Genomic DNA, 24,266 nt, shown 5'->3' with positions numbered 1-24,266 from the left:
AAAAAAAGAGTCCATCCTCTGTTGGGATAGACTCTTTTATTTTTACTATTCAACAATCACTCCAACAAGGGAATGACCTCTTGCTTCAGTAATTTTAACTTGTACCAAGGTTCCAACATGTTCTTGTCCCCCTGGGAAGTTCACAGTGTGATGTCCTCTTGTACGTCCCATGAGCACATCTTCATTACGTGCGGAAGGTCCTTCTGCTAATACCTCAACCGTTTGACCAATCATATTGATATTTTTTTCTTTGATGATCTTGTTGATTTCTGTCAGCATAACGTTAAAGCGCTCACTTTTAATTTTATCATCAATTTGATCTTCCATTTCAGCAGCTGGCGTGCCTTTTCTTACAGAATAGATAAACGTGAATGCGGAGTCATAACCAACAGTCTTAATCAGATCCATGGTTTCAGAAAACTCTTCATCTGTCTCCCCTGGGAATCCAACGATCATGTCTGTTGACAGGGTCACACCAGGAATTTTTTCTTTTATCTTATTCACTATGTTCAGGTAGTGTTCTCGTGTGTATTTTCTGTTCATTCGCTTTAAAAGCGCGTTGCTCCCTGCTTGTACTGGCAGATGAACATGTTCGCAGGCATGTTCGCATTCGGCGATGGCATCAATTAAACGATCCGAAATATCTTTTGGATGAGACGTCATGAATCGAATACGTTCAACCCCGTCAACCTTATTCACCATTCGGATTAAATCTGCAAAATCTATGCTGTCTTCAAGCGTTTTGCCATACGAATTCACATTTTGACCCAGCAGGGTGATTTCCTTTACCCCTTTTGAGACGAGTTCTTTAATCTCATCTAAAATAGCCTGGGGCTCTCGGCTTCTTTCACGTCCTCTTGTATAAGGGACAATGCAGTAAGTACAGAAATTGTTACATCCGTACATGACATTAACAAATGCCTTCAAACCGTATTTTCTGTCTGCTTCTAACCCTTCAATGACTTCACCTTCATGGTCCCACACTTCTACAAGTATATTTTTTTGATCAAATGACTCATTTAAAAGGGTCGGGAAATTGTGAAGGTTATGCGTACCAAAAACAACATCCACATGGGCGTATTTCTTTTTGATTTCCTCAACTATATGAGGCTGTTGCATCATACAACCGCAAACTGCAATCACCATATCTGGATTCTTGGCCTTAACGGGTTTCAATTGACCTAGATTTCCAAAAACTTTGAGCTCAGCATTCTCTCGAACACAGCAAGTGTTAAATATAATCAGATCAACGTCCTCTTTAAAGGGTGATATTTCATATCCCATATTTTTTAGCATGGCATGTAATTTTTCTGAATCGTGCTCATTCATTTGACAGCCGTATGTTATAATATGGGCCTTTAACTTACGCCCCAATGACTCGATCATTTCGTCGTTTCTTGATCGTACTTGATTCATGACAGCCTGATTTTTCAAAATCATTTCTGTGGCTGGCTCTTTACGTTCTACTCTACTCACTTTTCTTGCCTCCTGCTTTCAGATTCCTTGCATTATCCCGTACAAGATTTCATTTTACAAATTCGCACAGGTCTATATAAAATTCTTGCTATTATTTTAATCATATACCAGTGTACAGCAAAATTTATTATAACATAAGTGATAGAGTTACGCTATATGCCCTAAATTATAATCCCTACTTTTTTTGTCGGCTTAAAAGGTCTAAAAATTTCATGATATTTGATATGTTTATCCCCGAGGGATTGTATATAATATAACTTTGAAAATATGGCATTTGAGTGCCCTCAATATTTACAAGTTTTACCTTGTCCCTGTATTTGCTTCGCTCAATATCTGATTGAAGAACAAAACCAGCCCGCCCCTGGCCAGCTATATGGTCTACAGGATTTCCGCCACCAGTTATTTCTATATTGTAACTGTAGTGAGGTGGTATGTACTTGCCCAACCAATGTTCAAAACGAGCCCCATAATCGAACCCTACTAGGTCAAACTCTAAGATGTGATTTTTATGTATAGTGTTCTGTGCCAACTCTGTGTTCTTATCCACTGCAAATACAAACGCATCCTTTTCAAAAGGAATGAACTCAAGTGGTAAACCATTAGCTTTGTTATAAACAAAACCTAAATCTAATATGCCATCCAAAACACCACTCAAAATAGATTTTGAACTGTCTCTAGAAATGGATAGTGCCATGTCTGGGTTTAAGCTGGCAAAGTCCCTTGTTAAGTCTAGAATGAAAGGTGTTTGTAATCCTAAATCTATACCTAAGCGCAATCCTTTCATAGGCGTGGTAGCATGACCGGTCACTCTCAAAGCCTCCTTGTGTAATTTTACAATTCGAGCGGCATATGGCTGCACCATTTGACCAACTGGGGTTAAGGAAACTTTTTTATTCGATCTATCAAAAAGTTCAGAATTATAAACTTCTTCTAAAGCCTGAATTCGATTCGAAACCGTTGACTGAGCCACATCTAAATTTTTGCTGGCTTGTCTGAAATTCAGGGTTTTCGACAGTTCAAGAAATGTTTCGTACATTTGTATGTCCACAAGTCCTCCTCCTTGAATTTATTTGATTAAACCTATTATAACATTCTACAAAAAAACTTCTAAAGTCTTTTGCAAAAGTTGCCGATATACCTATTAGGTCGACGTTTTTTGAAAGGAGGCCTATATGGATATTTCCGCAATTTCAACAGGACTTAGTCAAATGAAGTTGGCACAAGCTGTGAGTGTTAAAGTGGCAAAACTTGCTATGGACTCAGCTGAAACTCAAGCCACAGAAATGACTAGAATGCTGCAACAAAGTGTGCAACCACACAAAGGTGGCAATATCGATTTAAAACTGTGAAGCTCTTATATGCTTCACAGTTTTTTTATGACCCTAATTTCATTTGGGAATGCATCTGTAAATTATTTTTCAGAATATTCCCATAATACTATATTCCTATTTTAAATTTTTACGATATTTTCTCTTGATTTCTCCCACATTTTCTGATCTGTAGTGTTATAAAGGTCTTGACCCGGGACACTATTCACCCTCGTGACGAGGCCATAAGTTATCCAAAGCTTTATTTATTCACTATATTAAGTCGCGCGATGTTTCATACCTTTGATACATAGGCTAAACCCTTGGAATAACTGAATTTCAAACCACTATGGGCAAATTGTGATTTTTATATAAAAAAGTGTGTTTTTTGATTTAAAAACACACTTTTAGGTCTTGACTATTTTGTTTCTTTCTGATAGAAGAAAGTCTTTAGGGCTTTAAAATTATACCTCTGAGGTAGAATGATCTGTTCCGTACTTCCTACAAACAGCACGCCATTTTCAACCAGCGCTGAGTTAAAGTTATGATACATTTCCTCTTTAGCTTCTTCCGTGAAATAGATCATAACATTTCTACATACAATCAAATCATAGTCTTTTGGATACTTATCTTTAAGTAAGTTAAAATGCTTGAACTCCACACACTTCTTTATGTCATCTGATATTTTGAAGCTATTTCCAATAGGCTCAAAATATTTCTTTTTAAAATCATCTGGCACATTCTCAATGCTTTTCTTAGAATATACACCTGATTTTGCTTTGTTTATGGCTTCTTTGTCAATATCCACCGCTAGAATTTTTATTTCAGAAAGTGGTATCACTCGACTTAAAGCCATGACAAGAGTATATGGTTCTTCTCCTGTTGAGCAAGCTGCACTCCATACCTTAAGCTTTCTTTTTCCCTTCATAAGTTCTGGAATAACTGTTTGAATTAATATATCCCACTGACCAGGGTTTCTAAAAAACTCAGATACGTTAATTGTAAGGTAATTTATAAATTCATCAAATATAGCTTTATCACTTTTTAAAACCTTGAAATAGTCTTCGTAAGAATCTATTTGATGACGTTTAATGAGTGACTCAATTCGTCTTTTCATTTGACGCTCTTTATAAAGCGATAAATCTAATCCTGTCAATCTAAAAATTTGCTCTTTAAACTTTTCATAACCTTCCATTTGGGACAACTCCTTATAAAGTCTGATATAGGCAACACCCTATTACACCTATTATACCCGTTCTACAGATATTAATAAAGAAAAATCAAATTTCCACCAATATAATCCTTTTTCCCTGGAATGACTTCACTTTGCATAAAAAAAGAGACTGCCATAGAGCAGTCTCTCTTGATGTTTTTATATATTAATTATTACTCAGCGTCTTCTTCAGCTGGAGCTTCTGCAACTTCCTTCATAGAAAGCTTAAGCTTCTTAGCTTCAGCGTCTGCTTCAAGGATCTTAACTTCTCTTACATCGCCAACTTTAAGTTCGTCAGATGGCTTTTCAACACGCTTGTGTGAAATTTGAGAGATGTGAACAAGACCTTCAACGCCTGGCTCTAGCTCAACGAAAGCACCAAAGTCAGTTAGGTTTACAACCTTTGACTCGTAAACGCCTTCAACTTCGTAACGATCTGCGAATGTTGTCCACGGATCAGCTTTAACTTGCTTCATAGATAGAGAAACTTTTTCAGTTTCTTTGTCTGCGCTAAGAATCTTAACGTCAACCATGTCGCCAACCTTAACGATTTCTTTAGGAGACTTTACGCGACCCCAAGATAGTTCAGAAATGTGAACTAGACCGTCAACGCCGCCGATGTCTACGAATACACCGAAGTTTGTAATACGCTTAACTTCACCTTGCATAATTTGACCAACTTCGATTTTAGCCCAAAGTTCAGCCTTCTTAGCTCTTAGTGAAACTTCTTCGATTGCTTTTCTTGAGAATACAATCTTTTTCTTGCCCTTGTTGAATTCAATGATTTTAACTTCTAGAGTCTTACCAACGAATTCGTTAAGGTCTTTAACGTAACCGATAGCTAGGTGAGAAGCTGGAATGAAACCACGAACTTCTTTGTAGTAAGCGACAACGCCGCCCTTAACTGCTTCTGAAGTACGAACTTCAACATTTTCTTCTTTAGCCATGATTTCTTCAAGCTCGTCCCAGTCCTTGAACATAGAAACGCGCTTCATTGAAAGTAGTACGTTACCTTCGCCATCATCTGAACGCATAACGTAAACATCAATTTCTTGATCTTCTTCGATTGTGCTGATCACATCAGCATTTGGGTCACTAGATACTTCTCTCAGAGGAACGATACCGTCTGATTTATAGCCAATGTTAACAACGACCTCGTCCTTGTTCACTTGAACGACTTTGCCCTTAAGAACATCGCCTTTTCTAGGAATCTTAAAAGAATCCTCCATCATGTCTAGCATTTCTTGCATTGTAGTGTTATTATTTTCCATCCTCTTTACCTCGCCTTCGATTTTCTTTTATGAATGATTGGTCAGGATAAAACCGCTCATTCATTGTGGACTAGTGGTCCTCTGGACCAATGGTCCGGGTGGAATCCGCCTAAGCTTCTTCCAATTTATTAATAATTTCATCAATAATCCAATTAGGTGTCGACGCACCAGCCGTTATTCCTATACTATCACATTTTTCGAGTTCAGTCACCCTTAAATCTAAATAAGTTTGAATATGATAGGTTTTTTTGCAAACTTGCTCACATATTTGTGCGAGCTTGACGGTGTTTGAACTGTGTTTACCGCCTATTACGATCATAGCATCAACGCGTCGGGCCAAATCCAGTGCTGCAGTTTGACGTTTAGACGTTGCCGCGCATATCGTATTGAAAGCGACGAGATCTTTTATTTTAGCTTGAGCCACTTTTAATATCTCTTCGTATATTTCATAGCGGAACGTGGTCTGTACGACCATACATGTTGGACCATTGTCTTTAATATTTTTAGCATCCTCGAGTGAATTAACAATCATGGCAGAATTTTTGCACCAACCATTAATGCCTATAACTTCAGGATGTTTTTTGTCACCAATAATTATTATACCATAACCATTATCGTAATAATCACGAACTTTATCTTGAATTTTTTTTACAAATGGACAAGTTGCATCAATAATATCGATCTTCTTCTCATCTGCTTCGATGAAAACTGATTCAGACGCACCATGTGATCTTACAATGAGTTTTCCATCGTTTGCATGGTTTATATTATCTACTGCTCTAATACCTTCTGCTTCAAGTTTTTCAACAACCTGGGCATTGTGAATCAGTGGTCCATAAGTGTATATTTTATTCTCAGATTCATTCGCTTCTTTTGTAATATTTATGGCTCGCTCTACACCATAACAGAAACCAGCATGGGTTGCAACCTCTATTTTCATTGAAGTCCCTCTTTCGTATAATACAAGGTAACATCTTTATAAATGTCATTTATTATTCCTTGAGCAATCTCTTGATAGGCTTCATTGCTGAGTCTTTGTCCATAGTACTGCGAAAGATCTACAACAGGATGTATCGTTATAATTATTTTTGAAAAAAGTTTATATGTGGAATCCACAGTTACAGGCTGTATTGGCACCTTTGATTTAGCTGCAATCATAGCTGCACCTGCTTTGGCCTCCAGTGGTTTTTTAGTCATATTGCGTGTGCCCTCTGCAAATATAAGAACACTCTCTCCGCCTTTTAAGGCTTTCAGAGCCGTCTTTACAGCGCCTAGATCATTCACATCTCTATTGACAGGAAAGCCACCTGCATACCTTAAAAACTTATCTGCATACCAGTGTTTAAATAAAGTGTGCTTTGCCATAAAACGAATCATTTCAGGAATATAGGAGCCAATAACAACTGGGTCATGTTGACTAATGTGATTGGAACATACCACCTTGGCCTCACCAGTATTCCAGTTTTCTATGCCCCTCACTTCTACCCTGAAAAAAACAATATAATAAAGTTTTATAATGAATTTGATTATATACCTCATTAACAAACCCCAACCTTATCCATTTCTTTTATAACAAGGTCAACCACTTCATTTATAGAGATACCTGTTGTGTCAATTTCCACAGCATCGTCTGCTTTTACAAGCGGGGACTCCGTCCGGGTCATATCCAGTCTATCTCTTTCAGCAATGGATTCACATATCTCTTCAAAGGACACCTTAATGCCTTTTTCTTTCATTTCCTTGTAGCGTCTTTCTGCCCGTTCTTCTATAGAAGCCGTTAGATATATTTTGACTTCCGCGCTTGGTAGCACTTTTGTCCCTATATCTCTACCGTCCATTATTATAGACTGGTTAGAGGCAATTTCTTTTTGTCTACGCACCATATCTTTTCTGACAAAGCCCAGTGCCGCTACAGCTGAAACATTGTCATTAATACGCTGCTGTCTTATTTCTTCACTGACATCCACTTCATTAAGAAGAAGGTTATTGCCTTTAAATCCAATTTTTATGTCTTTAAGCATGGCTTTAATAGCTTCTTCATCATCAAAAGCGATACCAAGATCAAGAACTTTTAAAGTAACAGCTCTGTACATGGCACCCGTGTCTAAGTAAGTAATATTTTTTCTTTTAGCAATCAATTTTGCAATTGTGCTTTTTCCGGATCCCGCTGGTCCGTCTACTGCAATTTGCATTCCCTAACCTCCATTATATGAATGCCATCATAAAGTGGCATAGACTCATTGCAACTTGGCATATATCCACTTACAGAAATATGTTTCTGGCAAGCGTGAAATTTGCTCAATTGCCAAACCAAATTATAAACTAATTCGCTCCACTTAACAAGTTCTATGCAACATATATGTCGTTTTGCAATCTGAAAGCCTGTGTCTACATTCAAGTAAACACAGGCTCATTTAAAGATTATTTAGGGTTGTAGACCTTATATTCGTCCCAAATTGTTTCGAGTTTTTGGAACTTTTCCTCAACGCGATCCTTCTCATTAATACTAAGCGCAATTATGAGCGCATTAATCAAGCTCATTGGAGCGACCAGCGAGTCTATAAAAGTATTCATGTTGTATTTCGCAAACAGACAGTGGTCCACCATCGGTGAGAGTGGAGACATGGCTGAATCAGTCAGTCCAATAATGGTTGCACCTTGACTTTTAGCAAAATTCACGACATCAAAAGTCTTTTTTGAATATCTTGGGAAAGAAATCACGATAAGTGAATCCTCTTCTGAAATATTTATCAGTTGGTCAAACGCCTCATTGGGTCCCGCAGGTATAACATGCACATCATCAACGATGAAGTTGAGATAAAAACCCAGGTAGTTTGCGATCACTGAAGAACTTCTGTTACCGATTACAAATACTTTTTTAGAGTCATGAATAGAACTGACAATCTTTTGAATCGTTTGTTCTTCAATCATCTCAAGAGTCTTTCGAATATTATCAATATCCGAGTTCATGATTTTTTTGAGTGTACTCTCCTCAATATCGAGGTCTTTCGACATTTCGAAACGCTGTACCGTTGTCAGCTTGGTTTTAATTGATTCCTGAAGCCCTTTTTGCAGCTTCGGGTATCCATCATATCCAAGAGCATTGGCAAATCTAACAACAGTTGACTCAGAGACGCCTACAATGTCTCCTAGGGTTGACGCTGTCATAAATGCAACTTTGTCATAGTTTTGGAAAATGTAGTCAGCAATACGCTTTTGTCCCTTGCTGAGTTTGAAGTAATTGCCTTCAATACGCTTTAGCAAATCGTTATTCGGATCCGTCATTATGCATAGCTCCTTGAATTTTATTGAGCCGCCGCTAAACGATAACCTTCCTCAAGCGCTGACTTATTCAAGTCTTCAGTGCCTTTTGGAACTCGGCTAAGAACAGCCTTTTCTACACTTTCTTTTGAAGCGCAGTTTGTAAGACCTGCAATTAGACCAAGTGCAACAATGTTCGCAACAATAGACTTGCCTACTTTTTCAGCAGCCGTCTGCATGATTGGAACTTGTACAATTTTTTTAGCTTTAAGACCTTCAGGCAAGATGATTGATTCATCAACCACAACCATGCCCTCTTCCTTAATTTCTTCAATGTACTTGTCGCTAGCAACTTGAGTCAACGCCAGGATAAGATCTGGCGACTGAACTTTTGGGAAATCAATATCTGCATCGCTGATGATTACTTCAGCTTTACTTGCACCACCACGTGCTTCGGGACCGTATGATTGAGATTGAATAGCATTCTTACCGTCAAGTAGTGCCGCTTCAGCAAGAATGATACCAGCAAGGATTAAACCTTGTCCACCCGATCCAGAGAGTCTCATTTCAACATGATTCATATTATTTCTCCTCCGCAAAACGATCGATGATCTTCTGGTACTGTGCAGTGTATTCAGGTGCTTCTTCGCACTTGAACTCGCCCATTAGGAACTTTCCAGCTTTCTTCTCTTCTGGAAGTTTTTCTGCAACCTTAACATCAATAAAGTTATCTTTTAGGAACTTTAGCATGTTTGGAGCAGAACCTTTTTTGTTCTTACGTCCATAGTAAGTCGGGCACGTACTGATAGTTTCAACCATAGAGAAACCTGTGTGCTCAAGAGCCTTTTCAAAAAGCTTTTCAAGCTGTGTCACATGGAACGCAGTTCCACGTGCAGCATATGTCGCTCCAGCGCTTGCAGCTAGGTTTGCAATGTCAAACGGCTTGTCAATGTTACCATGAGGTGCCGTTGTACCGAAATCATTTGTTGGAGTTGTCGGCGAGTATTGTCCGCCAGTCATACCATAAATGTTGTTGTTAAAAACAATTGTAGTGATATCAATATTACGACGCGCAGCGTGAATTAGGTGGTTACCACCAATTGCAGAAGCATCACCATCCCCTGAGATGACAATAACTTTCAGATCAGGATTGGCAAGTTTCACGCCAGTTGCGAATGCAAGTGCACGACCATGAGTCGTGTGTAGTGTGTTGAAATCAAGGTAACCAGGCGCTCTTGAAGAACAACCAATACCTGAAACGATGCACACATCATCTTTTTTATAGCCTAGCTTGTCAATCGTACGTGCTAGTGCTCCCATAATTATACCATGACCACAGCCTGGACACCAGATATGTGGTAGGCGATCCATACGGAATAATTTTTCTGTAATAGGATTATTCATTATAGAGCCTCCTTAACTTTCGCTATGATATCGCTTGGAGTTAGAACTTCACCATTCGCTTTACCAGAAAGCTGTACAGGAGCTTCGCTCTTAACGACACGTTCTACTTCCAGTTTAAGCTGACCTAGATTCATTTCAGCAACTGTAATAGACTTCACTTGCTTAGCAAGTTCAATCGTTCTTTCAGCTGGGTAAGGCCAAATTGTGATAGGTCTTAGAAGACCAACCTTAACACCCTCTGCTCTAAGTGTCTTCACTGCAGACTTCGCTGCACGTGCAGTCGAACCGTAAGAAATGATTAGGTGCTCAGCATCTTCTGTCATGAATTCTTCTAGTGAAAGAATATCATCAAGGTTATCAGAGACTTTTCTCATCATTCTGTCCAGCATAACTTCTGCATTTGCAGTGCTGTTTGACGGGAAGCCAGTTTCATCATGGAAAAGACCCGTGATGTGATAACGGTGGCCAGAGCCGAAAGCTGCCATTTTTGGAACCAGGTCGCCTTCTTCTACTTTGTAAGCCAAGTAATCTTTGTCGTCAGCTTCCGGACGAATTCTATCATAAACTTCTAGCTCGCCTGGAGCAGGAATTTCAAGTTTCTCTCTCATGTGACCAACAACTTCGTCAGTCAGTACAATAACAGGTGTACGGTATTTTTCCGCAAGGTTAAATGCACGTACAGTCTCAGTGAATGTTTCTGTAACACTCATTGGAGATACAGCGATCACCGGATGATCACCATGCGTTCCCCACATTGCTTGCATAACGTCACCTTGTGCAGGTGCAGTTGGTAGACCAGTAGATGGGCCACCACGCTGAACGTTTACAACAACCAGTGGAATTTCTGCGATTGCAGCGTAACCAAGATTTTCTTGCTTTAATGAGAAGCCAGGGCCAGATGTTGCCGTCATTGACTTCAGACCAGCGATTGAGCCACCAATTGCAGCTGCAATACCAGCGATTTCATCTTCCATTTGAATAAACTTTCCGCCTACCTTAGGAAGTTCTTCAGCAGATTTTTCTGCGATTTCTGTAGAAGGTGTGATTGGGTAACCACCGTAGAATTTCATGCCTGCGTACAGGGCACCTTCTACACATGCCTCATTACCTGAAAGGAGTTTGAAGTTCTTAGCCATTACTCTTTACCTCCTAGGAATATTGCGAAATCAGGACATCTTTGCTCACACTGACCACACTTGATACAGTTCTCAGCATCCAACATCTCAATCTTACCGTTTGAATCTAAACCTAATACTTGTTTTGGACAAAATGCAACACAAATGTTGCAACCTTTACACCATGCTTTGTTGAGTTTCACTTCTATGTTTTCACGATTTGTACTCAAAATGGTGACCTCCTTTGCGTTCTTCGTGTTCAATGATAGCACAGCTATTTTATAATGCAAGAGATATTTCAATGTATACAAGAAAACGTTTCCCTATGCAGGATCTCCTTCATCTCGTATGTTTGAAGATTCGTATATTGTATTAACAGAATAATTGCATACAATGTCATTTCTCCATACACGTCCCCATCCATCCGATCATTCCATATTGGTAGAATCTCCATTTTCCAATACTTCTGGAGGTTTCATTTATAGGCTATTATTACATGCCGCCCTTATAATTGCAGGATTATCGACGCATACTTTCGTATACAATTAGACAGGGAATTTATTGTATACAGAATGGTATATTGTACGCAAAACGGACTTTGTGGTTTTTTTTACTGTTTTTTTGCAGGGGAATATGATAAATCCTTCACGAAACTGTTAAATTCGGGACACAATTTCACAAAAAAGCAAGAATGGCGGATAAACCATGCGTTTATCCGCCATAACTTAGATTGTATACAATACAGGGCCAATTCTATTGTGAAATATACACAAAGTTAATCCCATGTATGAGGATAGTTTCCCTCTACTTCTTGAATATATCTTCTAAGTCTTTATTAAGAGCCTTAAAAGAAAAATCAAATCGAATTGGCGTGACACTGATGTAGCCTTCTTTAATAGCCTTAATATCAGAGTCTCCATTCTGCTGCGCTTCAAGGGGTTGACCTGCAAGCCAGTAGTACGCTTCTCCTCTTGGAGTATGTCTATGGTCAAATGTGTTGGCGTATTTTCGAGTGCCAACAGATGTTACTTTGGTGCCCTTTATATCCTCAGCTGGTATACATGGTACATTGACATTAATTGCAGTATCTACTGGTAGGTCCATTTCCGAAAAAGCCTGTAGGTTATCAGCAATAAAGTCCGCTGCAGCTGTAAAATCTGTATTATTGCGGCCTGACAAGGAAACAGCCACTGAGTTCACATCATAAAAGCTACCCTCAACAGCAGCTGCGACAGTTCCAGAATAAATAATGTCATTCCCTAAATTGGGACCATCATTAATCCCTGAAACAACAATATCAGGTTTAACATCAAGCAACTCCTCAATGGCAATCTTGACACAGTCCGCCGGTGTACCTCCAATGGCATAGGCTGCTGCAACGTTCTCATATAAATCTACGGCTTTAACCATTATGGGATGGTGCATGGTAATGGAATGACTTTTTGCACTTTGCTCAACCGATGGAGCAATGACATAAAGTTCATGCTCTTTGCACAATCTTTCTATTAGGGTTCTTAAGCCTTTGGCATAAATGCCATCATCATTTGTCAGTAAAATTCTCATAGCCTCACCTCAACACGTTCTACCTTTTCTCTATTAAAAAGAGAATAGGTGGTCTATTCTTTTGATTTATAAATTCTGATTTTAAAACATCAAAGTTGTTCTGATCAATATTTTTTAATAGTTCTGATAATCCAGCCAGCTCATTGGCCCCTTCTTCATGACCTGGATAGGCGATGATGCTTACAAGGCCACCTGGCTTTATAATAGACATGGCCTGTTTAACACTTTCAATGGTTGTTTCAGTCATTGTTGTTATGGACTTATCATGTCTTGGCAGATAGCCTAAATTGTAAACCACAATATCCACGTCTTCATGGATACACTCTTTTAATTTTTCATGCCCTTTATGAAATAAAGTCACTTCAGAAATATTGTCATGATCTTCCACTCTTTTCTTAGTGGATTCAATGGCCGAGGCCTGAACATCAAAACCATAGACGCGACCACCAGGCCCTGCAGCCTCAGCAAGAAAAAGTGTGTCATGTCCATTGCCAACTGTACAGTCAACTGCAGTCATACCTTCAAAAACAAATGGCCCTACCAACATTTTAAAGATCTGAGTTGCTGTTTTTAATTTTCTTCTATTTTTCATGTAAACACCTAATTCAAGGACTTGCAAATTTAAGATCCACGGCCTCGCTAAAGCATATATAGAAATTGGATCATTTAATATCAATATATGCTTTAGCGAGGGTTCTTAATGATATTTTGCAAGTCGCTCAATCCTAAAAACTCATTAAGTCAACTTTCATAAGGCCTATAAATTTGCTTCTTCAACTAAAAATTGCTCCAGTGTAAAACTCAAACTATTTTTTTGCCGAATGACAGGCATGGTCAAAGAAATCAGGCAGGTCAGTTTCATAAACATTATTGAGTGATTTTATAATCCAAGGACCATCCACCAGAGCTAAGACATCTTCCGCTGTTTGATCGCTTTTCATCAATCCTATTTTTATTATTGTCTTGTCATGCCCATCATCAGAAAGCAGGTATGCTTTTTTTACACCTCTTAAATCAAGGGTATTAAGCATCGTCTTGATCAGACCATCCCCCATTGTTGGCCAAAGCATTTCCTCACCAATCAGTGCCACATCTATAAGACCAATGTCTTCTTTTATAATAAAGGCTCCGAAGCCAAGTATGGTTTGACCGTCTAAAATCACCACAGTTTGATCTAGGCGATCCATAAAAAGAGTTTCTTCTAAATTATATGCCTTCAAGAATATTTTTAGATTTTTTAAATCCTTCATTTCTGTCTTGTTTACAGTAATCATTATGCCCCTCCTTTTAAGTATGCCACTTCTTTTTCAGTAAGCGGTCGCCATGAACCCACTTTTAAGTCACTCTTTTTTATGCGACCGATAGCAACCCTATCAAGGGTGATCACAGGGTGGTCAATAGCTTCAAACATTCTTCTGACCTGACGATTTTTCCCTTCATGAATGGTTAACTCTACAAGGGTGTGCTTCCCAACTTGCTTAAGAATCTTTGCTCTGGCTGGGGCTGTCAAATAGTCTCCAATATCAACACCTTCTTGAAGTTTTTTTAACTCCAGTTTACCCAGATGACCACTGACCTTTGCCACATATGTTTTTTCCACCTTGTGACTCGGGTGGGTTATTTGATTTGTTAAGTCTCCATCATTTGTTAATATGAGCAGTCCCGAAGTGTCATAATCAAGACGACCCACTGGATATATTCTAGCCTCAACACCTTGGATCAAGTCGATCACAGTCTGTCTGTCAAACTGGTCTTTAACAGATGTTATATAGCCTGTTGGCTTGTTTAGAAGTATGTAGACACTTTCTGTTTCAGGCTCTATGAGCTTATCATTAAAATAGACCCGGTCATTTGCCGGATCAACCTTAAAACCGAGTTCAGTCACAACTTGCCCATTGACCTTGACCATTCCCGCTTGTATATACTCTTCACTTTTCCTGCGTGATGCCACACCACAGGAAGCCATGTATTTTTGTAATCTCAGCATGCTCTTATTCCTTTTTCTCCACTTGTGCTTGATCCTCATCTTCAAGATCATTCTCATCATCTGCCATTAAAAACTCGACATTATGAAAATCATCTATTGGTGGTAAATCCTTTAATGATGAAAACCCAAAACCTGAAAGAAACATTTTTGTAGTCCCATAAATAATTGGTTTACCAATGCGCTCAAGTCGCCCTTGTTCTTCAATAAGGTCTCTTTCTAACAAGTGGTTAATTGGCTTTTCACACTTTACCCCTCTAATTTGTTCTATTTCTGATCTTGTTATAGGCTGTCTGTAAGCCACAATTGCTAGAACTTCAAGACTTGAATGACTTAAACCCTTGCTTTTTGACTTGGTGCTCAGTTCTTGTAGCCATTCGTAGTTTTCAGGCGCCGTGGTGAGTTGATAGTGATTGTCGACCTCTATTAGTCTGACACCTCTTTCTTCTATTTCAAACTCGTCAGTCATTTCAGCGACAAGTTCCCGAATCTCTCTTCTTGACATATTTAAAATGCTTGCCAGCTTTTGGACAGAAAGGGGCTCCCCCCAGACAAAAAGCATGGACTCAATAATTGACTTTGCTTTCTTATGCTCCAATTGTTTCACTCTCCAAATGATTGTTTCTATAAATCTCTATTCTATCAAATAACTTATCTTGTTTAATTTTAACTGTCTTGAGCTTTAAAAGTTCTAGAATTGCCAGAAAAGTGACAATAACCTCCGACTTAATATAGTCTTCAGCAAACAGGGTCTCAAAATAAATTCTTTCCGATGATAAAATACGATCCCGAATGAGGTCCATTTTTTGCTCAACTGTATAGGCGTCTCTTTTTAGGGACTGAAAGAATCCTTTACGCCCTTGATCTTCCTTATTAACATTATTTAAAATACGTTTTACGGCTTCTATCAAGAGATCACTTTCTAGGCCCGAGTTCAACTCCTCATTGGTATACTTCTTCACAAAAGGCTCCAGATCTTCCTGGTCTTTTAGAATCGTTTTACCAAACTCTTTTTCGCGTCCCTTAAAAAATGAAGCCACATTTTTATATTTTTTATACTCTACCAATTTCATAACAAGGTCAGCCCTTGGGTCACCAAGATCAAACATTGTCTGATAATCCTCATCATCTCTTGATGGCAGAAGCATTTTAGATTTGATTTCTATAAGGGTCGCAGCCATAACTAAAAATTCACTGGCAATGTCCATATCAAGATCTTGCATTGCATCAAGATACTCTAAATACTGCATGGTAATTTGATGAATGGGTATATCATGCACCTCAATTTCATTAATATTTATGAGGTGTATTAAAAGATCAAACGGTCCCTCAAATGCTTCTAATTTAATTTCATAAGCCATGCTTTCACCTTTTTCATTTACTGCATTTCCTCAACGCGAGATTTAACATACTCAATTGCATCATCTCGGTTTTCTATTATACCATCTAAATGAGCATTCATCACCTCATTTAGCAATTCTCTTACTTTTGGCCCTGGTTGAACTCCAACCTTAAGCAGGTCACTCCCCTTTACTGGGTTAATGACATTTTTGAGTTTGGTATAATATCTTTCTATTATATTTTTAACCAGCATCGTTTCTGTACAGACATATAAGGTTAGTAAAACCTCATCCTGAATATCCAAAAAGGCATCATATATTTGTGAATTCTTGATTTCACTGTTGGCTGCCTTGATTCTAGCAGATAATTTTTCCATGGACATAAGCATGTTAGAAAATCGTTTTGACAAATGGAATTTTTCAATAAAAGCCTGAGCCTTATTGTAGTTGTGGTGGAAAACCGCTAAGAGTCTTAACTCACAGGGATCAAAATTCTCAGTGTCTTCAATAAAGCGCAGTTCCAAGCGATCCAGCATGGCCAGGTCGTCCTTCAGTTTTAAAGGCAACTTCAGTCCCGGTGCAATAAATTGGTCAAGATTCCAGTCTTGATAGGCCCTGAGAATATCGTACGCTGCCTTTTCATTTAAATCACGACAGATTTCACTGAAAACTCGATCTGATGATACCTTGCTAGGCGCTCCGTTTTCAATTGCATCAATTAGTTGCTTTTGGGTATTGGCCTCCATTTCAAAGCCAAGTCTGCACATGTAGCGGATGGCTCTGAAAATCCTCGTTGGATCCTCGTAAAAGCTTCGGTCGTGCAGTATTCTAATCTGTCCATTTTCAAGATCGTCTTCTGCCAGTTTTGGACAACATAGAATAAACTCATCTTTTTTTGACACTTCAATGGCCATGGCATTAATGGTGAAATCCCTTCTCCAAATATCGTCCTCAAAACGCCCCGGAACAATAATGGGTAAGGCCCCATCATGGTCATAGGACTCTTTTCGACATGTTATGAGATCTATTTTCAAGTCTTCAAGTTTAAGCGTTGCCGTTTGAAATCTTTCATAATATATATATTCTGAGTCTATTTGGTTGTTGACCTTATGTATGATTTTATCTATTGTGCCTTCAACTGCTATATCAATATCAGTAGATGTTTCGCCTAGTAGTATATCACGAACAAAACCACCCACTAGGAAGTAGCGGTCTCCAGTTTCTTGGTGAATTTCATCGAAAATACCAAAAAGCTGTTGAAGCGATGGGTGATTCCGAATAACTTTTTCGAGCACTTCACTGTTTTCCATTTTTCTATACTTCATAAGTCCCTCCAAAAGTTTGTCTCATTCCATTATAGCAAAAACTCGCCCTTTTAATTAATGGATTCATAAAAGAGTCTTCACTCAAAGTGATAATAGGACAATTATTATTTGAACTGTAGACGCCTCTTGCTCAGATACCCTTGTAAAAAGTTTAACGCAACGGAGGAAAATCCGCTTAACAAGCGTATTATAAATACGTGATCAAAGCGGATTTTCAAGGATTTTTTCTTAACTTCTTTCTAAATTAACTACCTTCTTAATTATCTTCTTTCTTGTAAGTCTTTCTTAATTTACTTCTTCAGATTTTCTTCTATGTTTTATTCTATGTTTCCTTCTAAGCAGGCGCCTAAGCCTTCTATCTATACATCAAGAAGTTGAAACATTAACTCATGGGTCCGTGTGATTTCATTTTCTTTTATCTTAACATCCATATATAAATAACCAAGTCCATCTTCGATTTCAATGTAACCTGACATCTCGATTTGTATTCGTCTTTCGATCTGTGTTTGATCTATATCTCCCAGTTTTACTTTTATTAGTCTTTCCCCTGCAAACACCATTTCATCCACCAGATAGCTCCCCTGATTTGATGATACAATGATTTTACCGTTTTTCATAATATAGTATTCCGCTGATCCACTGAGACTTATTCCATCATAATCATAAGGAATTATTTCGTACTCATCATCAAGGTACATTAGTATAAAATCCGGCTGATCAAAGTCAATCCGCAAATTGTTTGAAGGATCAAATGCACTGCCCTTATTAAATAAGGCAAACCGTATTCCGGGTGTTGGTGCCATATCAAGCCATAAACCTGATAAATCAGTCACTGGTTGATTGTCCTCAAGTTGCTTTATAAATAAACCCATGCCATTCTCTTTAACGTACTCAATGCTTAGGTCTGTTTCTTGTCTATCTGCATTAAAGTTAAAAACTGCCACGGCCTCATTGTTCAGATCCTTAATACCTAAGGATCCCTCTAAGCCCATGTTTTCTTGACCGCCATCAATTTCTCCAAAGAGGTCTAACCTTGTTTCAACATCTCTAAAGAGGTCTATGGGTTCGCCAATAAGCTTTCCATCTTCTATCCATATCCTATATTCAATGTTTGACCTTCTTGAAGTCGCATCAATAATGGTAAGTTTTCCTTCACTGCCTTGGGCCGATTCCACTTTTAGAACCACAGGAATTTTCCCTGCCACAAGGTATTCCGGATAGCGATCATAGTATCCTTCGGGATCGTTCTCGGTGGTTTCAAAGACCAAACTACCTTCATACCAACCCGTTAAACTTTCTATAGAGTAAGATTTCGAAAAACTATCGTAAAAAATCAGGGCCAGTGGCACAACTATCAGGATGAGTAAGACGGAAAAGACCAGAAACCCACTCCTATTTTTCGCCTTTTGATCCTGCTTTATTTGACTGTCTTCAATAATATAATCCGCTTTTATTTTTTTGTTTTCATCACTTTGCACATCATCACCGCCTCGGTGGGTTTAACTCTGTTTTGTCTTTCATACAATATGAACAGCCGCTCCATAAAGGAGCGGCCTAAATTCCAGGTATACTCCGAAACACAGGTTCCCAAGGTCTATTTCGACCTAGGTTTTGTCCCAGATAAGCCTGCCACTTTTGTTAAAATGGAGCGTAGGCTTGATCTGACCACCATTCTTTTTTGAGTGTTTCATATTCTTTTGCAAATTGATCATAGTGAACTTGCTCCCACTGCGCCAGTATCTTATACAATTTCTTTGCCTCTTCTATATTGGTTTTTTCGGCTGCTTCATTGTAGAAAGCCACAGAAGCTTTCTCCATTTGCATACCGATAGAAAAAACTGAGACCGCTAAACCGGCATTGTTTCTATCAATATTGTCCCACTTAAAAATTTCCGCCGATGGTGGATCAGGCATTGCTGCCAATCTAAATGAATCTTCGTCATCATCTTTTAACTTTTCAAACAACTGATTGAGCCATTCAACGTGCTTTAACTCTTCTTTGGCAAGGTTATCAAATGCAGCCTTTACTTCAGAATTATTAGCCTGTCCCATTGCAAGTTTATAAAACTCATACCCTTCCACTTCGCTTAAAATTGCTTGCTTTACTTGTTGAATTTCAAATTCTTTCATTCGTATGTAACCCTCCATGCTTTCGAATTCTATGTTTAAGTGATGGTGTTAGTTCAAATATACCCTTATATCGGGTCAGATAACGTGGTAAAACCAATTCGATGCAAGAATCTATTTACATTTTAGATACATAAAGTTTTCGCAACCTCATATACGCACATAAGAAAAAAGGATGACCAGAAATTTGCATTTTTATACAAATTTCTAAGTCATCCCAATAATTATAATTCATTTTAAAAAACTGCTTATCACTAAAGTTTTTTAACACCGTCTTTAGTAACAATTGCCTTTATTAACTGTCTTGCCTGTATTTCATGATCTGTGAATGTTAAAGCATTTAGGAATCTTTCCTGAGCAGGAGCAATTTTCGCTTCATCACAAGTGTAAAGTGTTGCGATTGTTTCTCCAGCATCCACCTTGTCTCCAACTTTTTTGTTAAGAACAATACCTGCTGACATGTCAAGAACGTCATCTTTCGTAGCACGGCCTGCCCCCAACATCATCGCTGAAATACCCACTTCATCCGACTGAACAGATTCCAAGTAACCAGCTTTTTCTGCCTTCACTTCAATAATATGTGAAGCCTGAGGCAACTTTGATGGATCTTCAATAACAGCTATATTGCCACCCTGAGCCGCAACAAATTCTTTGAACTTTTCAAAGGCCTCACCATTTTCAAGTTTAGACTTTATAAGATCAAAGGCTTCATCATAAGTGTCAGCGCCACCACCCAGTAGAACCATGTTTGCACCTAGTGTTAGTACCAGATCTGTTAGGTCTTTAGGGCCCTTGTTTTGAAGTGTATCAATGGCTTCCTTGACTTCAAGACCATTGCCAATAGCAAAACCAAGAGGTTGCTCCATATCTGTGATAACACCTATGGTATTTCGCTTCATGTTGTTGCCAATATCAACCATTGCCTCTGATAGTTCAATGGCACCATCAAGGTCTTTAATAAAAGCCCCACTGCCGCATTTAACATCAAGTACAATGGCGTCACTGCCCGCAGCCAATTTTTTAGACATGATAGACGCTGCAATAAGCGAAATATTATCCACTGTGGCTGTTACATCACGAAGTGCATATAGCTTCTTATCCGCTGGTGCAATATTTGCTGTTTGACCCACAACTGCGATCTTTTTTTCATTTACATTCTTTATAAAATCTTCAATGGCCACTTCAATTTGAAAACCTTCAATCGCTTCTAGTTTATCAAGTGTGCCACCAGTATGACCCAGGCCACGACCTGACATTTTAGCAACTGGTACGCCACATGATGCCACAAGCGGTCCAAGAATTAGAGTTGTTGTATCACCAACACCACCCGTTGAGTGTTTATCCACCTTAATGCCTTTAATTGCAGTTAAGTCAACAACGTCTCCCGAGTTCATCATAGCATGGGTTAGGTCGACTGTTTCACGCGTGTTCATTTTTTGAAGGAAAATGGCCATAAGTAGTGCAGACGCTTGATAGTCTGGCACATTGCCTGCTGTATATTCAGAGACGAAGAATTTGATTTCTTCTGTCGTCAATTCTTTTCCGTCTCTCTTTTTTGCGATAATATCATACATTCTCATAATGATTACCCTCTTTTCGTTATTATTTCTAACCCTAATAGAAATAAACAGTCTTAAATAAGATAAACAGTCAAGCCCGAACCATTTCGCTCATAGAGCTCACTGACAATAATAATCAGACGGTTCGGGTCGACATATATATTCATTTACAAACTGAAATATTGACTGGATACAGTCTTTTTACTTAAGAACAGGTACGATGCTTCTTACAAGCTGAATAAATGTCTTCTTGACCATATTCGCCGTCTCAACAACTTCACCGTGGTGGAGTGGCTGATCTAGAATACCAGCAGCCATATTAGTGATGCATGAAATACCAGTCACTTTAATACCAGCATGACGTGCAACCACAGCTTCTGGAACTGTTGACATGCCAACAGCATCTGCGCCAAGAATACGAGCCATTCTTACTTCGGCAGGTGTTTCGTACGTTGGACCTGGGTTCATTTGATAAACGCCTTTTTGTAGACGGATGCCCTGGTCTTTGGCAATTTCCTCAACTTTTTTGTTGATGGACTTGTCATAAATTTCAGAGCAATCAGGGAATCTAGGACCTAGCTCCTCAAAGTTTCTGCCTATAAGCGGATTGGATCCAGCAAAATTAATGTGATCAGTAATCAGCATTAAATCACCAGGAATGTATGCTTCATTTGCACCGCCAGCAGCGTTTGTAACCATTAGGTTTTTAATGCCTAGGGCAACCATAACACGTACTGGGAATGTAACTTCTTGCATTGTATAGCCTTCGTAGAAGTGGAAACGACCCTGCATTGCTATAACCTTACGGCCTTCAAGATCACCAGCTACGAATTGTCCTGCATGTCCTTCAACAGTTGATACTGGGAAATGCGGGATATCTTCATACTTAATTTTGATTGGATTTTCGATTTCATCAGCAAGTATGCCAAGTCCACTACCAAGAATTAGGCCAACCTCAGGTTCAAAGCCTACTTTCTCAGCTAAAAAGTCCTTAGCCTCTTTAATTTTTACAAGTATATTTTCCATGTTTGTCCTCCTCATGATTACGGATATTAATCATTTAAAATCTTAGATTTGAAGCTTTCACCAAATGGCGGTGCTTTGATCTCAAGAATGTCCGCTGCCGTTGCTGCTATATCAGCAAACGTTTTTCGAGTGCCGATGTCAGCACCAGCTTTAACATTCTTACCATAGGCTAGAATCGGAATATACTCTCTGGTATGATCCGTTCCCTTGTATGTTGGGTCATTCCCATGATCTGCGGTGAAAATGATAATGTCATCATCATTCATAGCTTCGAGGATTTCAGGAATACGTGCGTCAAGTTCTTCAATTGCTTCACGATAACCGACCACATTTCTTCTATGGCCAAACTTAGCATCAAAGTCCACTAGGTTCGTGAAAATAATACCTTTTGAATCTGTGTTCAGGTACTTAATTGTCCAGTCAACGCCGTCCATATTTGATTTTGTATGGACGTCTTCTGTAATCCCTTGTCCATTAAAGATGTCAACAATCTTACCAACAGCCTGTACATCCAGACCTGCCTCTTTGGCGTTATCCAGTACAGTCTTATCAAATGGCGATAGAGAATAGTCTCTTCTGTTGGAAGTTCGTTCAAAATTGCCAAGCTCACCAACAAATGGTCTAGCAATTATACGGGCCAATTGATTTTCACCCATCATAATTTTTCTGGCAATCTCACACATCTTATAGAGTTCTTCTAGAGGTACAACCTCTTCATGAGCGGCAATCTGGAATACACTGTCTGCTGATGTATACACAATTACATTGCCCGTCTTCATGTGTTCTTCACCATAATCTGCAATAACTTCAGTTCCAGAATATGGCTTGTTGCATAGAACTTTTCGTCCTGTCTTCTCTTCGAATTCCTTTATAACTTCTTCTGGGAATCCTCCAGGGAATGTTTGGAAAGGTTCTTCTAAAAATAATCCCGCCATCTCCCAGTGACCTGTAGTTGTATCTTTACCATTCGATACTTCAGCAGATCGACCGTAAGCGGCTACCGGATTTTCATAAGGACCAATCATTTCTAAACCTTCAATATTGCCAATACCCAATTTTTTTAGATTCGGAATATTAAATGTTTCGCTGGCCTTTGCAATATTACCAAGTGTGTTTACGCCCACATCACCAAATTTTTCAGCATCTGGAAGTGCACCAATACCAACACTGTCCATTACGAAAATAATTACTCTGTTTACCATGTGAATCCCTCCTAAGCTTACACCGCATATTCGAGATTTGCCTAAACAGAATAGATTTTACTATTTGAATTTTTAGGCTCTCGGATGCGCTTTGTTGTACACTTCTTGAATTCGGGTTCTGCTGAGCTCAATATACATTTGAGTCGTTGAAATGTCCGAATGACCCAGCATTTCTTGTACAGATTTTAAATCTGCACCATTCTGGATCAAATGTGTTGCAAATGAATGTCTTAAAGTGTGTGGCGTAATTGGTTTATCTATGCCAGCCATCTGTGTATAACGTTTTACAATTTTCCAGAATCCCTGTCGTGTCAGTCTCTTTCCATAATAATTTACAAAAAGAGCACTCGTATCGTCCTTAGCGAGCTTGTCTCTCGACATATCCATATAATTTAAAACGGCATCTTTAGCCATTTTTCCTATAGGGATGATTCTGTCTTTAGACCGGTCGCTCTTACACCTGATATACCCAATGTCTATGTTGACATCATCAATATCAAGTGAAACCATTTCTGTTACACGTATACCCGAAGCATACAGGAGTTCTAACATGGCTCTGTCACGTTTTCCTGTTTCACTTTCTGTATCCGGTTGATTCAGAAGGTTATCGACTTCAGCTAAGGTTAAGACCTTCGGCATTTTTCGTTCAGCTTTTGGAGATACAAGTTTCCTAGTAGGATTCTTTGCAATCAGACCTTCATCCAATAAGTACCCGAAAAATGTGCGAAGTGTCGCTAGATTTCTAGAAACCGTAGCAGTGGAACGACCAAGATTCTGCAAATGCAGTTGGAACGTTAATACCGTGTTGTCAGAGACATCTGAAAAAGATTCGATTTTATTGTCAACAAGAAACGCATGGAACTTTCTTAAATCCCTGGAATAAGAGTCCAAAGTGTTCTTAGACAGCTTTCGTTCGTTATTCAGATAATCACAAAATGAAGTGATTGTTTCCAACATTGTATTAACCCCTCACTCAACGTTTTATACACATATGTCCTTAATAGCGGAACAATACTTTTATTATACCGACTTTCCAATCACTTGCAAAGCCTTAATTTATCTTAAAGCATACAAAATTATAGATTTAGATAAT

Annotated in this window: 26 protein-coding genes; 1 reads left to right on the top strand and 25 read right to left on the bottom strand. The window is 38.8% G+C overall.

Annotated features, from left to right (window positions below):
- Positions 1-45: 45 nt before the first annotated feature.
- Together miaB and ACQ4KW_RS10380 are read right to left on the bottom strand one after the other, a co-directional pair.
- Entirely contained in the window at positions 46-1,386 is a 1,341-nt protein-coding gene (miaB, locus tag ACQ4KW_RS10385; RefSeq protein WP_430886565.1) for a tRNA (N6-isopentenyl adenosine(37)-C2)-methylthiotransferase MiaB, read from the bottom strand.
- Between the two features lie 265 nt (positions 1,387-1,651).
- Positions 1,652-2,524, bottom strand: coding sequence for a LysR family transcriptional regulator (locus ACQ4KW_RS10380; RefSeq protein WP_430886472.1), 873 nt, complete (start codon positions 2,522-2,524; stop codon positions 1,652-1,654).
- A gap of 124 nt (positions 2,525-2,648) precedes the next feature.
- Here ACQ4KW_RS10380 and ACQ4KW_RS10375 point away from each other — a divergent pair, with 124 nt between their 5' ends.
- Positions 2,649-2,825 (top strand): YjfB family protein, encoded by a 177-nt coding sequence (locus ACQ4KW_RS10375; RefSeq protein WP_430886471.1) that lies wholly within the window; start codon positions 2,649-2,651, stop codon positions 2,823-2,825.
- 376 nt (positions 2,826-3,201) lie between these two features.
- On the opposite strand, the gene ACQ4KW_RS10370 is transcribed toward ACQ4KW_RS10375, so the two are convergent.
- The 23 genes from ACQ4KW_RS10370 to xerD all read right to left on the bottom strand — a co-directional run bounded on the left by ACQ4KW_RS10370 (position 3,202) and on the right by xerD (position 24,130).
- The gene (locus tag ACQ4KW_RS10370; RefSeq protein WP_430886470.1) at positions 3,202-3,978 is read right to left on the bottom strand and encodes a CheR family methyltransferase; all 777 of its coding nucleotides are present in this window, start codon (positions 3,976-3,978) and stop codon (positions 3,202-3,204) included.
- Between the two features lie 191 nt (positions 3,979-4,169).
- On the bottom strand, positions 4,170-5,246 hold the full coding sequence (gene rpsA, locus ACQ4KW_RS10365) for a 30S ribosomal protein S1 (RefSeq protein ID WP_430886469.1): 1,077 nt from the start codon (positions 5,244-5,246) through the stop codon (positions 4,170-4,172).
- A 130-nt stretch (positions 5,247-5,376) separates the two neighbouring features.
- Positions 5,377-6,207: a 4-hydroxy-3-methylbut-2-enyl diphosphate reductase gene (gene ispH / locus ACQ4KW_RS10360; protein WP_430886468.1), complete on the bottom strand. Its 831-nt coding sequence runs from the start codon at positions 6,205-6,207 to the stop codon at positions 5,377-5,379.
- Positions 6,204-6,806 carry a lysophospholipid acyltransferase family protein gene (locus ACQ4KW_RS10355; RefSeq protein ID WP_430886467.1) on the bottom strand — a complete coding sequence of 201 codons (603 nt, stop codon included), beginning with the start codon at positions 6,804-6,806 and terminating at the stop codon, positions 6,204-6,206. Before ACQ4KW_RS10355 ends, ispH begins: the two co-directional genes overlap by 4 nt.
- Entirely contained in the window at positions 6,806-7,459 is a 654-nt protein-coding gene (gene cmk, locus ACQ4KW_RS10350) for a (d)CMP kinase (RefSeq protein ID WP_430886466.1), read from the bottom strand. The genes ACQ4KW_RS10355 and cmk overlap by 1 nt, the downstream gene beginning before the upstream one ends.
- A gap of 229 nt (positions 7,460-7,688) precedes the next feature.
- Complete coding sequence (locus tag ACQ4KW_RS10345; RefSeq protein ID WP_430886465.1) at positions 7,689-8,552, bottom strand: MurR/RpiR family transcriptional regulator; 864 nt, start codon at positions 8,550-8,552, stop codon at positions 7,689-7,691.
- A 20-nt stretch (positions 8,553-8,572) separates the two neighbouring features.
- On the bottom strand, positions 8,573-9,109 hold the full coding sequence (locus ACQ4KW_RS10340; protein WP_430886464.1) for a 2-oxoacid:acceptor oxidoreductase family protein: 537 nt from the start codon (positions 9,107-9,109) through the stop codon (positions 8,573-8,575).
- A 1-nt stretch (position 9,110) separates the two neighbouring features.
- Positions 9,111-9,932, bottom strand: coding sequence for a 2-oxoacid:ferredoxin oxidoreductase subunit beta (locus tag ACQ4KW_RS10335; RefSeq protein ID WP_430886463.1), 822 nt, complete (start codon positions 9,930-9,932; stop codon positions 9,111-9,113).
- Complete coding sequence (locus ACQ4KW_RS10330; protein ID WP_430886461.1) at positions 9,932-11,068, bottom strand: 2-oxoacid:acceptor oxidoreductase subunit alpha; 1,137 nt, start codon at positions 11,066-11,068, stop codon at positions 9,932-9,934. The genes ACQ4KW_RS10335 and ACQ4KW_RS10330 overlap by 1 nt, the downstream gene beginning before the upstream one ends.
- The gene (locus ACQ4KW_RS10325; protein WP_430886459.1) at positions 11,068-11,277 is read right to left on the bottom strand and encodes a 4Fe-4S binding protein; all 210 of its coding nucleotides are present in this window, start codon (positions 11,275-11,277) and stop codon (positions 11,068-11,070) included. Before ACQ4KW_RS10325 ends, ACQ4KW_RS10330 begins: the two co-directional genes overlap by 1 nt.
- 574 nt (positions 11,278-11,851) lie before the next feature.
- A complete protein-coding gene (surE, locus tag ACQ4KW_RS10320) occupies positions 11,852-12,610 on the bottom strand; it encodes a 5'/3'-nucleotidase SurE (RefSeq protein WP_430886458.1) in 759 nt (252 codons plus the stop codon).
- A gap of 19 nt (positions 12,611-12,629) precedes the next feature.
- Positions 12,630-13,202, bottom strand: coding sequence for a class I SAM-dependent methyltransferase (locus tag ACQ4KW_RS10315; protein WP_430886457.1), 573 nt, complete (start codon positions 13,200-13,202; stop codon positions 12,630-12,632).
- Between the two features lie 214 nt (positions 13,203-13,416).
- The gene (locus ACQ4KW_RS10310) at positions 13,417-13,884 is read right to left on the bottom strand and encodes a hypothetical protein (RefSeq protein WP_430886456.1); all 468 of its coding nucleotides are present in this window, start codon (positions 13,882-13,884) and stop codon (positions 13,417-13,419) included.
- The gene (locus ACQ4KW_RS10305) at positions 13,884-14,597 is read right to left on the bottom strand and encodes a pseudouridine synthase (protein ID WP_430886455.1); all 714 of its coding nucleotides are present in this window, start codon (positions 14,595-14,597) and stop codon (positions 13,884-13,886) included. Before ACQ4KW_RS10305 ends, ACQ4KW_RS10310 begins: the two co-directional genes overlap by 1 nt.
- 4 nt (positions 14,598-14,601) lie before the next feature.
- A complete protein-coding gene (gene scpB / locus ACQ4KW_RS10300; protein WP_430886454.1) occupies positions 14,602-15,192 on the bottom strand; it encodes an SMC-Scp complex subunit ScpB in 591 nt (196 codons plus the stop codon).
- A complete protein-coding gene (locus tag ACQ4KW_RS10295) occupies positions 15,182-15,955 on the bottom strand; it encodes a segregation and condensation protein A (RefSeq protein WP_430886453.1) in 774 nt (257 codons plus the stop codon). Before ACQ4KW_RS10295 ends, scpB begins: the two co-directional genes overlap by 11 nt.
- A gap of 17 nt (positions 15,956-15,972) precedes the next feature.
- Positions 15,973-17,259, bottom strand: a complete 1,287-nt coding sequence (locus ACQ4KW_RS10290; protein ID WP_430886452.1) for a CCA tRNA nucleotidyltransferase — start codon at positions 17,257-17,259, stop codon at positions 15,973-15,975.
- Positions 17,260-17,618: 359 nt separating this feature from the next.
- The gene (locus ACQ4KW_RS10285) at positions 17,619-18,737 is read right to left on the bottom strand and encodes a hypothetical protein (RefSeq protein WP_430886451.1); all 1,119 of its coding nucleotides are present in this window, start codon (positions 18,735-18,737) and stop codon (positions 17,619-17,621) included.
- 160 nt (positions 18,738-18,897) lie between these two features.
- A complete protein-coding gene (locus tag ACQ4KW_RS10280) occupies positions 18,898-19,389 on the bottom strand; it encodes a ferritin family protein (protein ID WP_430886450.1) in 492 nt (163 codons plus the stop codon).
- A gap of 251 nt (positions 19,390-19,640) precedes the next feature.
- Positions 19,641-20,966, bottom strand: a complete 1,326-nt coding sequence (locus ACQ4KW_RS10275; protein WP_430886448.1) for a pyrimidine-nucleoside phosphorylase — start codon at positions 20,964-20,966, stop codon at positions 19,641-19,643.
- A 180-nt stretch (positions 20,967-21,146) separates the two neighbouring features.
- On the bottom strand, positions 21,147-21,971 hold the full coding sequence (locus tag ACQ4KW_RS10270; protein WP_430886447.1) for a purine-nucleoside phosphorylase: 825 nt from the start codon (positions 21,969-21,971) through the stop codon (positions 21,147-21,149).
- A 26-nt stretch (positions 21,972-21,997) separates the two neighbouring features.
- Positions 21,998-23,173 carry a phosphopentomutase gene (locus ACQ4KW_RS10265; RefSeq protein ID WP_430886446.1) on the bottom strand — a complete coding sequence of 392 codons (1,176 nt, stop codon included), beginning with the start codon at positions 23,171-23,173 and terminating at the stop codon, positions 21,998-22,000.
- 72 nt (positions 23,174-23,245) lie between these two features.
- On the bottom strand, positions 23,246-24,130 hold the full coding sequence (gene xerD / locus ACQ4KW_RS10260; protein WP_430886445.1) for a site-specific tyrosine recombinase XerD: 885 nt from the start codon (positions 24,128-24,130) through the stop codon (positions 23,246-23,248).
- Positions 24,131-24,266 lie beyond the last annotated feature (136 nt).

This window comes from Tianxiuia mixotrophica (assembly GCF_050596425.1).
Lineage (GTDB): Bacteria > Bacillota > Clostridia > Peptostreptococcales > Acidaminobacteraceae.
This window is presented reverse-complemented; position numbering and strand designations above follow the sequence as displayed.